The sequence below is a fragment of the Paenibacillus mobilis genome (genome assembly GCF_058267595.1).
The window spans coordinates 64,989-83,587 of sequence record NZ_JBZCMS010000013.1 but is presented as its reverse complement, the minus strand read 5'-3'; the positions used below and the strand labels follow the sequence as shown (position 1 = coordinate 83,587).

Here is an 18,599-nt window from a genome sequence, read left to right as displayed (position 1 = left end):
CGCTATCCTCATCTTTTCGTTAGGTCGGCTGAACCGTAGGTCTGACGATCATTTCATTGATGCTGGTCTCTTCCGGTTCGTTGATGGCAAAAACAATCACTCTGGCTATGCTGTCCGGCGAAATCGCGACATGGCTCATTTGGTCCACCCAGCCTTTTACTTCCTCGCTCGTAATGGAATCGTTTAATTCTGTAGCTATGAGTCCGAGGGAGATAACCGTCGTGCGGAGGCCGGAGGCCGGGGATTCCTCCTGACGCAGCCCTACAGTAATCGCTCTGACCGCAAATTTGGTGCCGCAGTACACGGCAGCTGTCGGGTCCACCCGGTAGCCGGAAACGGAAGACAGGTTTACGATATGACCGGACTTTTGTTCCCTCATGATTGGCAGCACAGCGGCAATACCGTACAATACGCCTTTCAGGTTTACGTCGATCATATGGTCCCATTCGTCCACTCTAAGGCCGCTCAGCGGTGACAGCGGCATGATTCCCGCATTGTTGACCAGGACGTCCACACGTCCGAAGCTGCTTATCGCTAGCTGCGCAAGTTTATGCAGGTCTTCTGCTGAAGCAACGTTAACTTTCTGATAAACGGCCGTTCCGCCGCCGCGCCGAATTTCCTCCGCCAGCTCCTCCAGACGTTCCTCGCGTCTGGCCCCCAGCACCCCTTGGCTCCGTGACGGGCCAGCCTTATGGCGGTTGCTTTTCCTATGCCGCTTGAAGCTCCCGTGATGATGACCACTTTGTTCTGCACCTTTTCCATCGTAATCCTAACCTCTCCCTGCTCCTGATTTATCTTGCGCAGTTAAAGTAACACCCTTAATAGGACAACAGCTTGTCATATTTAATTTTTGATCTGCAAAAAAAAGAAAACTCCCAAAGCGGCAAAAGGCCGCTCGGGAGCTCGATTCCTTCCATGATCAGGAAGGATTATTCGTTATTTTGCATCCATTGAAAATGGAAGCTGCCCGGCTGGTCCACCCGTTCAAACGTGTGGGCGCCGAAATAATCACGCTGCGCCTGCAGCAGGTTGGCCGGCAGCTTTTCCGTCCGGTAGCTGTCAAAGTAAGCCAAAGCCGACGAGAAAGCCGGAACCGGAATGCCCCGGGTTACCGCAGTCGCTATCACTTTGCGCCATGCGCCCTGGTATTTCTCGATCACGCCGCCAAAATATTCGTCCAGGAACAGGTTGTTCAGCGCCGGGTCGCGGTCGTAGGCGTCTTTGATGTTTTGCAGGAAGCGGGCGCGGATGATGCAGCCGCCGCGGAAAATCATCGCGATATTGCCATAATTCAAATGCCAGCCGAAATGCTCGGAGGCAGCTTTCATTTGGGCGAAACCTTGCGCGTAAGATGCGATTTTGCTCGCATAAAGCGCCTGGCGCACGGCTTCGATAAACTCGGCGCGGTCTCCTTCATAGGCCTGCTCTGCCGGTCCGTTCAGCTTTTTGCTGGCCGCGACGCGTTCCTCTTTCATCACCGAGATAAACCGGGAGAAAACGGACTCCGTAATAATGGAGAGCGGAACGCCGAGATCCAAGGCGCTTTCGCTGGTCCATTTGCCGGTTCCTTTTTGGCCGGCGGAATCCAGGATCACGTCAACCATCGGTTTGCCGGTGGCCGGGTCTTTTTTCGAGAAAATATCAGCCGTAATCTCAATGAGATAGCTGTCCAGTTCGCCGTTGTTCCATTCGCTGAAAATATGATGCAGTTCGTCCATGCTGACGTTCAGCACATCCCTCAAGAGATGGTAGGCTTCGCCGATCAGCTGCATGTCGCCGTATTCGATGCCGTTATGCACCATTTTCACATAATGTCCGGCACCGCCTTCCCCGATATAAGTCGAACAAGGATCGCCGTTGACTTTAGCGGAGATAGCCGTCAGGATCGGCTCCACCAGCTCATAGGCGTCACGCTGCCCGCCCGGCATGATCGCAGGGCCTTTAAGCGCGCCTTCTTCACCGCCGGATACGCCGGCCCCGATGAAACGGATGCCCTTGGCTTCCAGCTCTTGGTTTCTGCGCTGCGTATCCGGAAAATGGGCATTGCCCCCGTCAATCAAAATGTCGCCTTTGCTCAAAAATGGAACCAGCTGATTGATGGTATCATCCGTCGGCGCTCCCGCCTTGACCATGATCAGGATTTTGCGGGGAGTCTCCAGGGACTGCACAAATTCTTCGATGCTGTAGGTGCCCACGAAATTTTTGCCGGGCGCTTCGGCCAGCAGTTCTTTGGTTTTCTCAGGGGAACGGTTAAATAACGCTACAGAAAATCCTTTGCTTTCAATGTTCAGGGCCAAATTTTTGCCCATAACGGCCAAGCCGGCCACGCCAATTTGTTGTTTGCTCACTTTTCCTATCCTCCAATTTTGATCTCTTTATTGATTATCCTGTTGCTGAACTGCTCTTTATTGGTTTACGCTTTGCGCGTATTCCCGCTCTTCCTTAACGTTCTTTGGCAGCTGCTCGGGTTCTTCGTCCAGCCACCAGTGGTTGCCGTCTTCAGCCAACAGCTCGTCGGCCATCAGCGGGCCGTAGGAACCGGCTGCATACGTATGCAGCGGAATCAGGTTTTCCTCGAAAGCCTCCAGGACAGGCTGCACCCATTTCCAGGACAGCTCCACCTCTTCCCAATGCGCAAAATAGGTGGAATCCCCGTTCATCGCGTCGTGGATCAGATTTTCGTAAGCTTCCGGAAGACCGGTTTGGCTTGGCTGAAGCTCTACCTGCACCGGCTGGATTTCCCCTTTGTGCGCAAGGTCCATCATATTGAGCTGCAGGGTGATGCGCTCTTTGGGTCCCAGCTCGAGAATCAGCAGGTTGGCTGCGGCTTTGTCATTGCGTTCGCTTGCAGGCTGGGCCAGTGGTTCCTTAAACTCGATAACGATCCGGGTCGCTTTCTCTTTCATCCGTTTGCCTGTGCGAATATAGAAAGGAACGCCGCGCCAGAAGAAATCATTGATCAAAAGCCGCACGGCCACAAAGGTTTCATTGGTTGAACCGGCCGGAATATTCGGTTCGGCTTTATAGCCTGGAACCGGGAGGCCTTGAAGGCTTCCGGCAGCGTATTGCCCCCTGACTACGTTGTCGCTGACGTCCTGCTTGCGAAGCGGCTCGAGAGCTTCCATGACCAGCTTTTTCTTCAAGCTGACCTGATCAGGCGTGCTTTTTCCGGCCAGTTGGGTAGCGGTCATCATCATCAGCTGCAGCAAATGGTTCTGGAACATATCCCTCAAGGCGCCTACGTGGTCGTAATACCCCGCTCTTTCCTCAACGCCGACGGTTTCGCTGGCCGTAATCTGCACATTCGAAATGTATTGTTTCTTCAGTAACCCCTGGATGGCCGGATTGGACTGCCAGAGCGTTTCAAGGCCCTGCACCATCGGTTTGCCCAGGTAATGATCGATTCGGTAGATTTCCTCTTCCGTGAAAAAGCGGCTTAGATATTCGTTCAGCTCTCTGGCCGACTGCAGGTCGTGGCCGAAAGGTTTTTCGATCACCAGCCGTTTCCAGCCGGCAGCGGAGCCAAGGCCGCTCTGATGAATGTTGGCTGCGATGGTCTGGAAAAACTCCGGACCCACCGACAGGTAGAACAACCGGTTTGGCGCCGCGTTTAACGCCTGCTCCCGTTCTTCAACCACAGACAGCAGCTTTGCATAATCTTCCGTACGGTCTATGTTCAAAACGCTGTATCGGAACGACCGCAAAAAAGACTGCAGGCCGTCGTTGTCCTTTACGTCGCGTCTGGAGAATTCGCGCAGGGATTGCTCGACATTTTTCCGGAACGACAGATCGTTCAGCTCTCTTCTTCCGAGGCCTACCAGGGAAAAAGAACGCGGCAGCTTATGATCCAAATATAAATTATACAAAGCGGGATAAATTTTTCTTTTGGCCAAATCGCCGGTGGCCCCAAATAAAACGATGGTTACAGGCTCCATGTTCCTTCTCCTTTCAAGTTCCAAGCAGAGCTGGCTTGACACTCTCCATGATGACGGTATATTGAATGATGAGCTTGGAGTTCGTCAGACCGGATTCCTCCATGCGGCTCTGGTTTCTTGTTTGTAGCTCCACTATAATACTTTTAGATGCCATATAAGTAATTAATATATTTCACAGGAGATATAGATCGTGTCTATGACCAATAACTATGAGTTGTACAAGGTTTTTTATTGGGCCGCCAAGACGGGCAGTTTGACACAGGCTGCAAAAGCGCTGTTTCTGACCCAGCCAAGCGTCAGCCATGCCATTAAACAGCTGGAGGACAGCTTCGGCATCTCCCTGTTTCACCGGAACGCCAAAGGGGTGGTCCTGACGCAGGAAGGCGCCATGCTGTACTCATATATCGAGCAGTCCCAGATCCTTATTTCGCTGGCGGAAGAGAAAATGGCCGCCCTGAAAAACCTGGAGAGCGGAGAACTGCGGATCGGCGGCAGCGATTCCTTGTTTAAGCATTACCTGCTGCCTTATCTGGAAAAATTCCACCGCATGTATCCCAACGTCAGACTGCATTTGAATCACGGAACCACGCCTGAAATCATTTCCGTGCTGAAAGAAGGCAAAATCGATTTCGGCGTCGTGCGGATGCCTATTGTGGATCCGCAGCTGGAAGTGAAGGAAAGCTTTGAGCTTAACGACTGTTTTGTAGCCGGGGAGCAATACGCGGAGCTGAAGGGTAAAAAATTGAGCATTGATGAGCTGCTGCAGCATCCGATCATTTTATTTTCCCGGAACAGCCGGGTCCGCATGGCCATTACGGAACTGTTCGAGCGGTACGGCTACAGCATCAGGCCGGAGATCGAGGTCGGCAGCGTCGATTTGCTTATTGAATTTGCGCGCAGGGGGCTGGGCATCTCTTATGTCACCCGGGAATTTATCGCTAAAGAGCTTGCCGAAGGTTCCTTGTTTGAAGTCAAGCTTGACGTGGAGATGCCTCCTTCCCAGGTCGGGATCATGATCAAGCAAAGCCTGCCGCTCTCCAATGCCGCTTCCCGGTTTATCGAATTGATCTCTTAACCGATGCGAAGTGCAGCAGTAGTAAAAATTACCGAGTTCCATGCCAAAAAACACCTTCAGGCAGACCGCCACCGCTTGCCGCATGGCGTCCTTTCCCGAAGGTGTTTTTTAATGGTCTCGAAGACAAGTGAAGAAAGGTCTCCCTAACGGGAGGGTGAAACGATCCGAAGCAGATCCCGCAGCATCTGACGAAGCTCGTCCGAGCTTCTCGCCACCGTTTTAAATCCGCGTAATGCCCCTGTCATCAAATGGGCCGCCCGCAGCGGCGGAATGCCCGGCTCCGTCCATCGCTCTTCGAGCTGGCCGGCCAGCAGAACGGCCAATTTATGATAACTCTCGTCCAGCGCTTCTCTCGCAAATTGGTAGGAACTGTCCGTTATTTCCTTATATTCCTCGGAATGCAGCGAGGCGTCGAAGTTTCGGACCGACCACACCTCAAAAGCAAACATCATTTTATCCTCTGCCGTTTCCAGAGGCGGCAGCCCTTTCTCGATTTCCTCGATAAGAATGTCTCCATGATAAACAATAGCCGCGTTAAAAATGTCTTCCTTTCTCTTAAAATACAAATAAAGCCCCGCACGGGAAATGCCGGCAGCTTCCGCTATATCGTTCATGGATACCCGTTTGTACCCGTATTTGAAAAATACCTCTAATGCAGTTCCAACAATATTCCGTTTCTTGTTATCATCCATACCTCCATTATTGTACACTTTACAAAAAATGTCCACTTGTATATGATAGACATATAGACAAATGAACTAATATCGTCTAATTGTATAATCCATTCCAAAAAGGAGACATAAAACAATGAAAACTGAACAGAAACCCCTGCAAACCGGTTTTGGGCCTGAAACGACCGCCCAGGAAGTGATCGAGGGACAGAATCTCCGCGGCAAGGTAGCTATTGTCACAGGAGGTCACGGCGGGATTGGACTGGAAACGACTCGCGCGCTTGCATCGGCCGGAGCCACCGTCATTGTCGGGGCTCGTGATATTAAGAAAGCACAGGAAACCCTTGCTCCGCTGAACCAGGTAGAAGTCGTCCGTCTCGATCTTGCCGATCCCTCCTCTATCGATGAATTTGCGGCTGTATTTCAGCAGTCGAATCGTTCCCTTGATCTACTGATTCTCAACGCAGGGGTAGCTTTTCCTCCGGCAATCCGGGACGAGCGAGGCTTTGATTCCCATTTTGCCATCAATTATCTGGGCCATTTCCAGCTGACGGCTCGTCTCTGGGATTCGCTTAAACGCTCGGGCAATGCCCGCGTCATTGCGCTTTCTTCGATCGGTCATCTCACCGGTCCGCTCGATCTGGAGGATCTTCATTTCAACAAGAAGCCTTACGATAAAGCCGTTTCCTACGGGGCGTCAAAAACGGCCTGCTCGCTCTTCGCCGTCGAGCTGGACAGACTTGGCCAGGCGCATGGCATCCGCGCTTTCTCGCTTCATCCCGGCGCTATTTTGAGCGGTCTTGCCCGCTATATGAGCGATGAGGAGCTGGCCGCGGCTGGCGCCAAACGGAATGAAGACGGCACTTATTCGTCTTCCGGAGGATTTAAAACGCCCCAGCAAGGTGCGGCCACAACCGTCTGGTGTGCGGTCAGCCCGCTGCTGGACGGCAAAGGCGGCGTCTATTGCGAGGACTGCGACATTGCGGAGCTGCTGCCGGATGAAAGTCCGCTGCAGAAGGGTGTCCGCCCGTGGGCCGTGGACCCGGCGGCGGCCCGGAAGCTGCGGAGCATCAGCGAGGAGCTCCTTCACCTTCCTGAAGGAACGTTTAGCTGATTGCCCCCTTCGGATTTTTTACATTTTCGAAAGAACCGTCCCTTCATAAACTCGTGAACAAAGGTATGCGACGCAGACAAGATCAATAAGTATAATAAAAGCAGGAAATAGACAAGACGATTAAGCCGAAGGGACGGTTCCACATGAAAACTTCTGAGCTGTTAGGTTATTCTTCCCATGAACGTCTGCTTTTGATCAATGCGGACGATTTCGGAATGTGCCAGGCGACCAACGCCGGAATTCTAAGTCTGGTACGCAGCGGCATGCCGGTTTCGACCAGCCTCATGGTGAACTGCCCGTGGGCGTTTGACGCCTCCAGGCATGGAAGGCAGTTCCCCCATATCGATGCAGGCGTTCATTTAACCCTGACCAGCGAGTGGGAAACCTACAAGTGGGGGCCGGTTATCGATCCATCCAAATCCGCCTCCTTACGCACCAAAGACGGATATTTCCCCGCTGACTGCAAAACCTTTGAGGAACAAGCGGAGCCGGATGAAGTGCAGGCCGAGATTAATGCCCAGATCGAAAAAGCTATGGCATGGGGCATCGATCCTACCCATTTGGATAACCATATGGGAAGTCTGTTCGGGCTTGCGGACGGACGGAATTTTATCCAAATTCTGATAGAGGCCGCGGCGAAATACGCGCTCCCGCTCCGTTTGCCCAGGTTTGCGGCCGCGTCGCTTGCAGATCCCGCTTTAGCCGAGCTGGCTGCGGCCAGCATCCAATTTGCCGATAATAACAGCGTTTTGATGCCTGATTACTTCCTCGATTGGCCTTACTCGCCGGAGACGGCCTCCTATTCGGAAGCCAAAAGCAGACTGTTCGCGGCTTTTGAAAAAATGCCTTCCGGCATTTCCGAGCTGATCATGCATCCTTCCGCCGTAAATGATGAACTGAAGGCCATTACGCCCCATTGGCGCTGGCGAGGTATCGAAATGGGGCTGCTGACAGACCCGGAAACGTGGGATAAAATCGGCCGCGAAGGAATCCGGGTCATCAGATGGTCCGACCTGCGTGCGGCCCAGCGAAATCGGGTTTAGGCTGCTGCTGGACACCCGCTGATCTTGTTTGCCGTACAAAAGGTGCTGCCCCTCTTTCGTAATGGCGGCATAAAGCAGGTTTAAGGACAACGAAACCTAAGCATCGAATAAAAACACGAATAGCGAAATGACTAAAAAAGCCAGTTCCCGAGCGGGAACTGGCTTTTTTTCGGCTGCATAGGCCCAAGTCTTCAATTAAAGATTCGGGCAGCCTTTTTTATCATTTCTTCGGAAATTTTCTGCTGCCTTAAAACGTCTCGATTTCGTGGACCTTGCGCTTGCGCCAGGCCAGCTCATAGATAACAGGCACGACGATAAGCGTCAACAGCGTGGAAGTGAACAAACCGCCGATGACCGTAATCGCCAGTCCGCCGGAAATCAGGCTGGTTGTCGAGCCGGAGAGCGCCAGCGGGAGCAGGGCCAGCATCGTGGCAAACGCCGTCATCAAAATCGGACGCAGCCGCGTTTTGGAAGCTTCAACGATCGCTTCCGTTATCGGCAAGCCAGCCTTCCGGTTATTCTCAACCCTGTCGAGCAATACGACCGCATTGGTTACCACAATGCCGACCAGCATCAGCATCCCGATCATCGCGCTCATGGACAAGGATTGCCCTGAAATCAGAAGAGCGCTCAAGGAACCGACAGGGATGAAGATCAGGGAACACAAGATGATGAGCGGTGTTACGATTCCGCCAAACGTTGCTGTCATGACGAAGAACACAAGCCCAACGGCCGCAGCCATCGCAATGCCGATGCTGGTGAAGCCATCCCCGATCATCTGAAGACCTCCGCCAAACTTCAATTCCACGCCGCTTGGCAGCGTCAGGCTGTTGACGTCCTCTTCGACCTTTTTGGTTACTGCCTGTACCGCTTTATCATCCTTAATTGTGCCGCTGACTTCAGCATACATATTGCCATCGTCATGATTGACCTGAATAAAAGCATTCTGCTCGGACACTTCGGCGATATCGCCCAGCTTCTTCACCCCGCCGGCTGTCGGAACCGGAATGCTCTCGAGCTCGGCTTTCGAAGTAATTTGCTGCTGGTAGGACAAGGTGATTTCCCGATTCTCGCTGTCAATCGTATAAGCTCCGGCGTCAACAGGCCGCAGCTGTTCGCCCACCAGCTGCATCACCATCGACGGATTGACGTTTAAGTCAATTCCCTGCTGATTAAGCGTTACCACCCACTTCGGCGTCACCTCATTCATATTGTTGGTGATATCCTTCAAGTCGCCGTTTTGTTTCATCAGCTCCTCCACCTGCTTAGCGGCCTCAGCCAATTGGTCCGGATGGTTGGAGTAAAGGCTTATTTCAACGTTGTTGCCGGACGGCGCACCGGACTGCTCGGCGGCTTTGACCGAAATCGATGTTCCCGGAACCTCTGCTGCAGCCAGCGCAGGAATTTCGGTGTTCATTCGGTCCAGCATTTGATCCATATGGGTGCCCTTAGCAAACCGGACCGTCGCTACCGCTTTATTACTGCTTGCGCCTCCAAGCATAAGTCCGCCGGAGCCGCCGCCGACGGTGATTTCGTAGCTTTCGGCGCCCGGCAGCTCCTTCAGATAACTTTCCACTTTGCTCCCGACCTGATCGGTTTGGTCCAGCTTGCTTTTCGCCGGCAAGGTAATCTCGACGGAAGCAGACGGCGAACTCTCCGCAGGCAGGAACGTAACGCCGAGTAAAGGAATCAAACAGAGCGAACCGGCGAGCAAAAGCGCGGACAAGCTTAGCACCAGTCCCTTTCGTTTCAGGGCGCCTCGGATCGTCCGCTCGAAGAAGCCGGTCATCCGTCCGCCTTCCTTATGCGGCTTCACACGGGTGAAGAACTTGCCGCCCATGATTGGGATAAGCATAGTAGCTACGAACAGGGAGGTCAGAATCGAAATGACCACCGCAAGCGAGAAAGGACGGAAGAACTCGCCGATGACGCCGGTAACGAAAGCTAGCGGCGCAAATACGACCACCATCGCAATCGTCGAAGAAGCAACGGGTCCGATAACTTCCCGGGTTGCTTTGAAGGCTAGTTCCTTGCCCCGCATAGCAGAGCCCTTTTCCTGCTTCCAGCGGTAAATGTTTTCGATGACGACAATGCTATCATCCACAATACGTCCAACCGATACGGCAATTCCGCCCAGCGTCATAATATTGAGCGTATAACCCATCTGGTTTAATAGAGCGATCGTAGCGAAGATCGAAATAGGCAGCGAAACGATTGAAATCAAAGTAGCCCGGATATTGCGCAGGAAAACAAAAATCGTGATCACGCAAAACAGCGTGCCGAATAATCCTTCCCGGATCAGGCCGGATACCGATTCCTTGATCTCTTCCCCTTGGTCGGAGACGACATGTACGTTAAACTCGCCTTGATCTTCGTAATCCGCCAGCAGCGATTTGACCGCGTCGGAGACATCCGCCGTATTGGCGTCCTGCGTTTTCACGACCTGCAGCAGGTAACTCGGTTCCCCGTTGAACCGGGTCTGCTCCTCCTGAACGGAAACCGGCTTGATCTCCGCGATGTCCGATAATACGGTACTGCTCATACCCGCTTCGCCTTCGCCCGGAGCTCCCGCCGCTATCTTCAAATTTTTAATTTGGTCCAGCGTGCTCAGCTTGCCGCTCAGGCGGATCGGAATGGTCGTTTCGTCCGCAGTCACCGTACCGAGCGGCAGAGCATAGTCGAGCGACTGCAGTGAGCTGCGGACCGCTCCGAGCGTGATGCCTCGTTGTGCGGCTTTAGCTTTGTCGACGATAATATCAAGCTGCTCGGAAGACGTCCCCTTCAAATCCACGGAGCTGACGCCGGCCAGCTTCTGAATTTGCGGGACAATATCGCTGCTGAGCTGATCGGCCAGTTCCCGGGCATCTTTTTTGTCCGAGAAAATGGCCGCTTGATAAATCGGCTGCGCTCCCACCGACAGCCGTTGTACGTTCACGCTGGCCCCTTCCGGCAGCTTGGTTTTCCCGACGGCCGCCTCTACCTCGCTGGACAACTTGTCCATATTGGAGCCAAACGGAAATTGAATGATGATGCTGGCCGCGTTCTCAGCCGAGGTACTGGTGAGCGAATCGTAATTTTCCAGTCCCTTCAAACTGTCCTCTACCGGCTTCGTCACTTCCGATTCCATCTCTTCCGTCGATGCGCCCGGCTGCGTCACCTGCACAAACAAAGCAGGGAGCTCCAGATCCGGAAACGTCTGCTGTTTGATCTGTGTAGCTGAGTACAAGCCATACCCCAATACGAGCATGCATAAAATGACAACAGCGGTGCTGTTCTTCAGACTGATCCTCGTTAACCCATTCAAAAAAATCTCTCCTCTCTTATCTGGAGAGCATCATATCACGCTAATTTGTACGCACTGTGTACGGGAAACAAAAAGTTCTATTCTTCCGGAATGAGCGGAAGAGTGACCGTCACGACTGTTCCTGCGCCAAGCCGGCTGGCCACCTGAATATCGCCCCGGTGCAGGTCAACAATACGTTTCACAATAGAAAGGCCAATCCCGTTGCCGCCCGCGGACCGGTCCCTGGATTTATCCACTTTATAGAACGGTTTAAAAACCTGCTCCAGCTCTTCCTCCGGAATGCCTGGGCCGTTGTCGGAAATGGTTACCTGTACATTCCGTTCATCTCTTTGGACGGAAATACGGATACTGCCGCCCTCCGGCGTAAATTTGATTGCATTGCTGATCAGGTTGATCCAAAGCTGGTTTAACCGATCTTTGTCCCCGTTAAAGGTCACCTGTTCTGCCTCCAGCTCCATGTCCAACTGTTTGGATACCCATTGAGGCTCAGAGGTCACAAGCACATGACGGATCTGCTCGTCCAGCCGGAAGGCGTCAAGGTTTAGCTGCAAATGTTCGTATTCAAGCGATGCCAATTGGAGCAAATCCTCGCTGAGCCGGGACAGCCGGTTGCTTTCCTCTTCAATGATGCCAAGCAGGCGCAGACGGGCGGTTTCATCCATCTTTTTATGGATAAGAGCATGGGTAAAACCTTTGATCGACGTAAGCGGAGACTGGATCTCATGGGAAACGTCGGAAACGAACTGCCGGCGGATCGCTTCCAGCGTTCCCAGCTCATGCGCCATCTGGTTGAAGCTGCGCGTCAGCTGCCCGATCTCGTCCTTGCGCTTGCTGCCCAGCCGGATGCTGAAGTCGCCCTTCGCCATTTTGCGGGTCGCCCGGGTCAACAGCTGCAGCGGACGAACGATGTAGCGGGCGGCAAGCAGAATCAGCAGGCTGCCGAACAGCAGCACAAGCAGAAATCCGGTTTTCAGATAGTCGCCGACGGAGCCCAGCAGGTTGTGAATCTCGGGCGCAACGAACAGCGCATATCGCTCGCCGTCAATCTGAAAGGGCAGGCCTACCGCAATCGGCTGGTCACGCTCCACTCCGCGGTAAATGCTTCCGCCGAGCACCGACTGCAGCTGCTCGGAGCCCAGGTGCAGCTGATTCGCCAGATGCGGGTCGCCGCCGTGCAGCAGCCTGCCGTCCTGGCCGAATAGCAGGATGCTCAGGCTCGGGAGCGCCGTCAACCCTTTCATCAGGGTATCCCGATTGTCGGGAGGCGAGGCTTCGTAGGACTGAATGACCTTTTTGCCGCTGTCGACCAGATTTTGCACAATGACGTTCTTAATATGATCACCGTATAGGCTGGTTGCGAGGAAAAAGGAAGGAATCAAGCTGAGAATAACCGCTCCAAGAAACACTGCGATAACACGGACATAAAGCGATTTAGTCACGGTAAACCTCCAGCCGGTACCCGAGCCCGCGTAAGGTCACGATTTTGAAATCCTGCTCATAAGCCCCGAAACGTTCTCTCAGCCGTTTAATGTGCGTATCCACCGTTCGTTCATCTCCTTCATACTCATATCCCCAGATTTGCTGGATCAGCTCCTCCCGGGTATGAAGTTTCCCCGGATAACTGGCCAGCGCCGCAAGCAGTTCGAATTCCTTCAAAGGAATCGATTCGCTATGCCCGGTATCCTTGTATCGGATCTGGTAACTCGTCTTGTCAAGAGTAACTCCCCCAAGCCTGATCGTCTCGGAGATCGAGATCCGGTACCGTTTGAGCAGCGCCTTCACGCGCATGACCAACTCAAGCGGTTCAAACGGCTTTACCAAATAATCGTCTGTCCCGAGTTGAAAACCTCTGATCCGGTCCATCGGCTCGCCTTTGGCCGTTATCATCAGCACCGGCTTGTCCCCTGACTCCCGAAGCCTGCGGCACAGCTCCCAGCCGTCCATCTTAGGCATCATAACGTCAAGCACAACCAGGTCAACCGGATGTTGGTTATAATATTCCCATGCCGCAGCCCCATTGGCCTGCTCGATGACCTCCATCCCTTCATCTTCCAAGTACAAGCGAACCAGCTCGCGTATATGTCGTTCATCGTCCACGACCAAAACGGTTGCCAACACTATCCCCTCCCCTGCAGTTTCCCTGTATCTCATCCATTATCTGTTCCGATTATACCCCACTCATTTGAACACAATGTGAACTTGCCGCGGCAAGCAGCCCGAAAAAACAAAAAAACGGCATGGCTGCCGTTTGAAAGTGAATGCCGCAAGGTTCCCGCGGAACCAAACCTGTAAGGCTATCTATTGCCCATGCCTACGCCCTGCCCTTTCCGGTTTGCCGCCGTACAGCTGGTCAAGCAGAAACGTAAATAAAAACATTCCCCAGATGGAGATCGACGAACAAATCCATATCCAGCCTTCTTTGTAAAGGATCAACCCCCGCTCCGCCGCTATCCAATGCCCCATATAGAGAAGCGCGATTCCAAAAAGTTTTCCTTTCCAGCTCAGGTTCGAGAAATATAAGAAAAGGATGGAAACACCAAGAAACAGCATATAAGCTGCGGATAAAACAACAAGACTGCGCTCCGGATCCGGCAGCACATGCTCATTAAGCAGTCGGACGCCGGTTAACCTAAACACCCAGACGATCAAATGTTCATGCAGCGTAATTAAACCTAAAAAGATGAACAAACACCGCATCCATTCCCTTAAGTGCATCCTGCCCGCGGCATAGACCCGTTTGGCAAGCCAGAAGAACAGGAGAAGTCCTGCCACCGTCATCCAGGTTTGGTACCAGTTCTGGCGGTAGACGCCCAGCGTGAGAAATCCTTCTTCAATCGCTCCGTAAGCCGCAGCAAAAAGCAAGCTCCAGCCCCACTTCAGGTTAAAGACCGCCAGCAGCAGCGCCGAGGCGGACACCGAAAATTGGGAGAACAAGTTCCCAGCGATATTATCGTCCGGAGGGGAGTCCGGGAAGATCATCGGGAAATATGCATAGGCCTTAAAATACGATAAAATAATCATCTCGAAGCAGAAAGTCATGCCGCTCAACGTCAGATATAAGGCTAACGTCCGTTTCCAGTCTTCGGCTTTCTTAAAAATCATCGCCAGCTCGAGGAGAGTCGTCAGACCAAGTAAAATAAACCAGCTCGTATGTTTCCAAAACAAAAGATCCATCCCATTAGGTTCCTTCCTTGAACAAATAATATCAGGTTAACCTAGAGTGGAAAAATTATACAATCTTATTTCTGCCGGTATCCCGTTTGCAGGTTGGAAGACCCCTCTTTAAATAAACGAAGACGGCATTTGAGGGGAGCCTTACCTCAAATGCCGTCTTTTTATCTATAATGAACAGCTTCGAATTTTAATTTACAATGCTTTTCCCTTGCGCCCTTTTTATTTCACACCCTTGCGGCGGTTCGAAATGTCGAGCCATACGGCGAAGACAAGAATCGAACCTTTTACCACGTACTGCCAGAACGATTCCATCCCCATCAGGGACATCCCGTTATCCAGCGAAGTCATGACCAAAGCGCCGATCAACGCGCCGATGACGGTGCCCGCGCCGCCCATCAATGAAGTTCCGCCGATTACGCAAGCGGCGATCGCATCCATTTCGGCCATGTTCCCGGCCGTAATCGTCGCGGACGCGAGACGGGAAGTCAGGACGATCGATGCGATGGAGGCCAGCAGGCCGCTGAGCATAAAGATCATCATCGTTTTGAACCGGATATTGATGCCGGACAAACGGGCCGCTTCAGGATTGCCGCCCAAAGCATAAATATGTCGCCCGAACGTGGTTTTGGTGGACAGAAAGAAAAAGATGACCGCAAGCACGATCACAAAAATGATCGGGAAAGGAATTCCTTTATAAGCGTTCATCACCAGCACGAACGTAATCACCAGCAGGGACAATACGACAACTTTGATAATGTCGACGCTAATTGGGGACACTTCAAAGCCGTATTTTTGCCGAGAACGGCGTTTCCGGAAGGTGGACCATAAAATAAACGCCACGGCAATCAAGCCGATAACGATGCCAAAGCCGGAGGCAAAATACGCGTTGCCCAGCATTTCGATGAAGGAATCCGATACCGGAATCGTCGTGGATTTGGTGACCCCCATCAAAATGCCGCGGAAGACAAGCATGCCGCCCAGGGTGACGATAAAAGCCGGAATCATTTTATACGCAACAAGCCAGCCTTGGACAAGCCCAAGCACCAGGCCGGCTGCCAATGTCGCAAGAATAACGAGGTACGCCGGCAGCTCCAGCCAGTTGCTGAAAATCGCGGCGATCCCGCCCGTTAAACCCACGATGGAACCGACCGAAAGGTCGATATGCCCCGCCACGATGACGAGCACCATCCCGATAGCCAAAATGGAAGTCACGGACATTTGCGTAAACAGGTTGGACAAGTTGCGTGAAGTCAAAAACGTAGGATCCAGAATGCCGAAAAGCGCCCAAATCAGGATCAGCGCCCCGACCATCGTATAAGCGCGCACGTCCATTTTCCCGAACAGGCTGTTCCAGAGCGACGTTTTGGCTGCCGGGACATTTTGCTGCGTTTGAAGATCCTTTTGAAGCATCATGTTTATTTCCCTCCCGTTGCGGCTTGCATAATATTTTCTTGCGTCGCTTCCCGCCAATCGAATTCGCGAACGAATTCCCCTTCGCTCATCACCAGAATCCGGTCGCTCATGCCAAGCACCTCGGGCAGCTCGGAAGAAATCATAATAATGGCGACCCCTTGCGCCACCAGCCGGTTCATCAAATGATAGATTTCGTATTTCGCCCCGACATCGATGCCGCGGGTCGGTTCATCCATGATCAGGATTTTAGGGTCGGACATCAGCCATTTGCCGATGACCACCTTTTGCTGATTCCCCCCGGAAAGCGTACCGACCAGCGTTTCCAGCGATGCGGTTTTCGTTTTCAAATCCTGCACGTACTGAAGACCCCATTTAATTTCCTCATTAACGTTGATAACGCCCATTTTGGACACCTTGCCCATAGTCGCCAGCGTAGTGTTGGTTTTGACGTCCATACCCATCACCAGCCCTTGACGTTTGCGGTCCTCGCTGACCAGCGCAATCCCCGACTTGATGGCGTCCGCCACCGAACGGATTTTGGCCGGTTTGCCGTTAATCCGAACTTCGCCGCTCGAACGTCCCGGATAGGCCCCGAACAGACTGCTGACAAGCTCGGTTCGTCCCGCGCCCATAAGTCCTGCTATTCCGAGGATTTCGCCTTTGCGAAGTTCGAAGTTCACATCCTTGATGACTTTTTGACCGCGTTTTTCCGGATGCCACACGTTATAATTCCGCACTTCCAGCACCGTTTCCGCAGGAGTATGCTCTACCCTTGGGTAACGCTCCGTTAGTTCCCTTCCAACCATAAGCGATACGACCTGGTCGTCGTTTGTTTCCTGCCGGTCGAGCGTTTTCACCGTGTGACCGTCGCGGAGAACCGTAATGGAATCCGCTAACGCAAAAACCTCCGGCATTTTATGCGAGATGTACACGCAGGACACCTCTTCACGGCGGAGCTGGTTCAAAATATCCATCAAAATAGCGACTTCACTTTCCGTAAGCGCGGCCGTCGGTTCGTCCAGAATAAGGATTTTCGTATGCTTGGACAGCGCTTTGGCGATTTCGACCAGCTGCTGCTGTCCGATCCCCAGACTGCCGATTTTCGTATCCGGAGAAAGGTTCAGCCCAACTCTTTTCAGCCAGATTGAAGCGTTATGGTAGAGTTCATCCCATTGGATAACCCCATGTTTAGTAGGCTCGGAGCCCAGGAAAATATTTTCGCCGACCGTCATTTCCTTGACGAGCGCCAGCTCCTGGTGGATGATGGCGATCCCGGCTTTTTCGGCGTCGGTAATATTGTGAAACTGCTTTTTTTCCCCGCCGATGACGATGTCGCCGCTGTAGGTCCCCGCCGGATAAAGTCCGCTAAGCACCTTCATCAGCGTAGATTTGCCGGCTCCGTTTTCGCCGCACAGAGCGTGGATTTCGCCTTTCTTCACTTTGAAGTTCACGTGGTCAAGAGCTTTAACGCCGGGAAATTCTTTAGTGATGTTAACCATTTCTAACACATGCATAGGCTTAGCTCCCCTTCCGGCCCGGTAATTCGGCAGGGCGCGTACCCGCCATCCTCCTCAAAACCGTCAAGGTTTATGGAGGAATCGCAAAGGACCCGCGCCCGCACCGTTGTTACGCTAGTTTATTCTTTTGGCCATTGGTCCTTCGGAACGTTTTTATAAACCTCTTCCAGCTTGTGGAAGCCGTCTTTGATAACCACATCCAGATTGTCTTTGTTCACTGCAATCGGGTCCAGCAGCACGGAAGGAACATCGATTTTTCCGTTGTTTACCGATTTGTCCGCTTTCACCTCTTCGCCTTTTGCCGCGGATACAGCCATTTCGGCTGCGGTTGTTGCGATCAGGTTGATCGGTTTGTAAACGGTCATCAGCTGTTTGCCTTCGGCGATCCGCTGCACGCCCGCCAGGTCGGCGTCTTGTCCGGATACCGGAATTTTGCCGTCCATGCCTTGTGCGGTCAACGCTTGGACTACGCCGCCTGCGGTGCCGTCGTTTGCGGCCACTACGCCTTGAATGTCGTTTTTATTGGCCGTAAGCGCATTTTCCATGTTTTTCAGCGCTTCTTCCGGCTTCCAGTCCTTGGAGAACTGGTCATAGACGATTTTAATGTCGCCTTTATCTGCAAGCGGCTTGAGCACATTCATCGCGCCTTCTTTGAACATATGCGCGTTGTTGTCCGTGTCGGCCCCGCCGATGTAGACGATATTGCCTTTCGGTGCGGCCTCGGTAACGGCCTGGGCTTGAAGCTCGCCAACCCGGACGTTGTCGAAGGAGATGTAATAGTCCACGTCCGCATTGTTGATCAGACGGTCATACGCGATGACCTTGATGCCTTCCTTGTGCGCTTTCTCCACGATCGGCGCGGTAGCTTCGGCGTTGTGGGCCACGACGACCAGCACGTCTACGCCTTGGGAGATCAGCTGTTCTGCCTGGCTCATTTGCACCGCGTCGTCGCCGTTAGCGGCTAGCACCTTGACTTCTCCGCCCAGCTCCTGGACTTTTGCCGAAAAAAGGTCGCGGTCTTTCTGCCAGCGTTCCTCTTTCAAAGTGTCCAGCGACAAACCGATGACGATTTTATCGTCTTTCGCATTCCCGCCGTTCCCGCTGCTCGCTGAGTTTTTACTGTTTCCGTCCGAGACAACGCCACACGCCGCCAGGGTGGTTGCGAGCAAAATAGACGCCAAGCTTAACCGTAAAGTAGACCCGAAATTTCTCACTGTTCCTTCGCCCCTTTTCCAAATCTTAGAATTGATTGCGCTTTCACATTGAAGATCTTAGCACCGGCAGCAGGATAAGGGGGCGGTAAATGCCTGCACTTCTTTGCTCTCCACCTTCAATTGTTTGGCTCTGAATGAA

Annotated in this window: 13 protein-coding genes and 1 pseudogene; 3 read left to right on the top strand and 11 right to left on the bottom strand. The window is 52.8% G+C overall.

Annotation, left to right across the window (positions count from 1 at the left end; all coding sequences use genetic code 11):
• Positions 1-19 precede the first annotated feature (19 nt).
• From AC3ZPD_RS19900 to zwf, 3 genes and pseudogenes are all read right to left on the bottom strand, one after another.
• Positions 20-762: pseudogene (locus AC3ZPD_RS19900) on the bottom strand (SDR family oxidoreductase).
• A gap of 167 nt (positions 763-929) precedes the next feature.
• The gene (gnd, locus tag AC3ZPD_RS19895; protein WP_490986020.1) at positions 930-2,348 is read right to left on the bottom strand and encodes an NADP-dependent phosphogluconate dehydrogenase; all 1,419 of its coding nucleotides are present in this window, start codon (positions 2,346-2,348) and stop codon (positions 930-932) included.
• Between the two features lie 57 nt (positions 2,349-2,405).
• The gene (gene zwf, locus AC3ZPD_RS19890; protein WP_490986019.1) at positions 2,406-3,935 is read right to left on the bottom strand and encodes a glucose-6-phosphate dehydrogenase; all 1,530 of its coding nucleotides are present in this window, start codon (positions 3,933-3,935) and stop codon (positions 2,406-2,408) included.
• A 196-nt stretch (positions 3,936-4,131) separates the two neighbouring features.
• Here zwf and AC3ZPD_RS19885 point away from each other — a divergent pair, with 196 nt between their 5' ends.
• A complete protein-coding gene (locus AC3ZPD_RS19885) occupies positions 4,132-5,010 on the top strand; it encodes a LysR family transcriptional regulator (RefSeq protein ID WP_490986047.1) in 879 nt (292 codons plus the stop codon).
• 143 nt (positions 5,011-5,153) lie between these two features.
• On the opposite strand, the gene AC3ZPD_RS19880 is transcribed toward AC3ZPD_RS19885, so the two are convergent.
• Positions 5,154-5,702: a TetR/AcrR family transcriptional regulator gene (locus AC3ZPD_RS19880; protein ID WP_490986018.1), complete on the bottom strand. Its 549-nt coding sequence runs from the start codon at positions 5,700-5,702 to the stop codon at positions 5,154-5,156.
• 115 nt (positions 5,703-5,817) lie between these two features.
• On the opposite strand from AC3ZPD_RS19880, the gene AC3ZPD_RS19875 reads away from it, so the two are divergent.
• Positions 5,818-6,795, top strand: coding sequence for an SDR family NAD(P)-dependent oxidoreductase (locus AC3ZPD_RS19875; protein ID WP_490986017.1), 978 nt, complete (start codon positions 5,818-5,820; stop codon positions 6,793-6,795).
• A gap of 143 nt (positions 6,796-6,938) precedes the next feature.
• Entirely contained in the window at positions 6,939-7,838 is a 900-nt protein-coding gene (locus AC3ZPD_RS19870; protein WP_490986016.1) for a polysaccharide deacetylase family protein, read from the top strand.
• 247 nt (positions 7,839-8,085) lie between these two features.
• Here AC3ZPD_RS19870 and AC3ZPD_RS19865 read toward each other — a convergent pair whose 3' ends face one another.
• The 7 genes from AC3ZPD_RS19865 to xylF all read right to left on the bottom strand — a co-directional run bounded on the left by AC3ZPD_RS19865 (position 8,086) and on the right by xylF (position 18,460).
• A complete protein-coding gene (locus AC3ZPD_RS19865; RefSeq protein ID WP_490986015.1) occupies positions 8,086-11,142 on the bottom strand; it encodes an efflux RND transporter permease subunit in 3,057 nt (1,018 codons plus the stop codon).
• 77 nt (positions 11,143-11,219) lie between these two features.
• Positions 11,220-12,581 carry a sensor histidine kinase gene (locus tag AC3ZPD_RS19860; protein WP_490986014.1) on the bottom strand — a complete coding sequence of 454 codons (1,362 nt, stop codon included), beginning with the start codon at positions 12,579-12,581 and terminating at the stop codon, positions 11,220-11,222.
• The gene (locus tag AC3ZPD_RS19855) at positions 12,574-13,257 is read right to left on the bottom strand and encodes a response regulator transcription factor (RefSeq protein WP_490986013.1); all 684 of its coding nucleotides are present in this window, start codon (positions 13,255-13,257) and stop codon (positions 12,574-12,576) included. The genes AC3ZPD_RS19860 and AC3ZPD_RS19855 overlap by 8 nt, the downstream gene beginning before the upstream one ends.
• Positions 13,258-13,440: 183 nt before the next feature.
• Entirely contained in the window at positions 13,441-14,316 is an 876-nt protein-coding gene (locus tag AC3ZPD_RS19850) for a hypothetical protein (RefSeq protein ID WP_490986012.1), read from the bottom strand.
• Between the two features lie 219 nt (positions 14,317-14,535).
• Positions 14,536-15,729: a sugar ABC transporter permease gene (locus AC3ZPD_RS19845; RefSeq protein WP_490986011.1), complete on the bottom strand. Its 1,194-nt coding sequence runs from the start codon at positions 15,727-15,729 to the stop codon at positions 14,536-14,538.
• Positions 15,730-15,731: 2 nt separating this feature from the next.
• Entirely contained in the window at positions 15,732-17,243 is a 1,512-nt protein-coding gene (locus AC3ZPD_RS19840; RefSeq protein ID WP_490986010.1) for a xylose ABC transporter ATP-binding protein, read from the bottom strand.
• 122 nt (positions 17,244-17,365) lie between these two features.
• On the bottom strand, positions 17,366-18,460 hold the full coding sequence (gene xylF, locus AC3ZPD_RS19835) for a D-xylose ABC transporter substrate-binding protein (protein WP_490986009.1): 1,095 nt from the start codon (positions 18,458-18,460) through the stop codon (positions 17,366-17,368).
• Between the last annotated feature and the right edge of the window lie 139 nt (positions 18,461-18,599).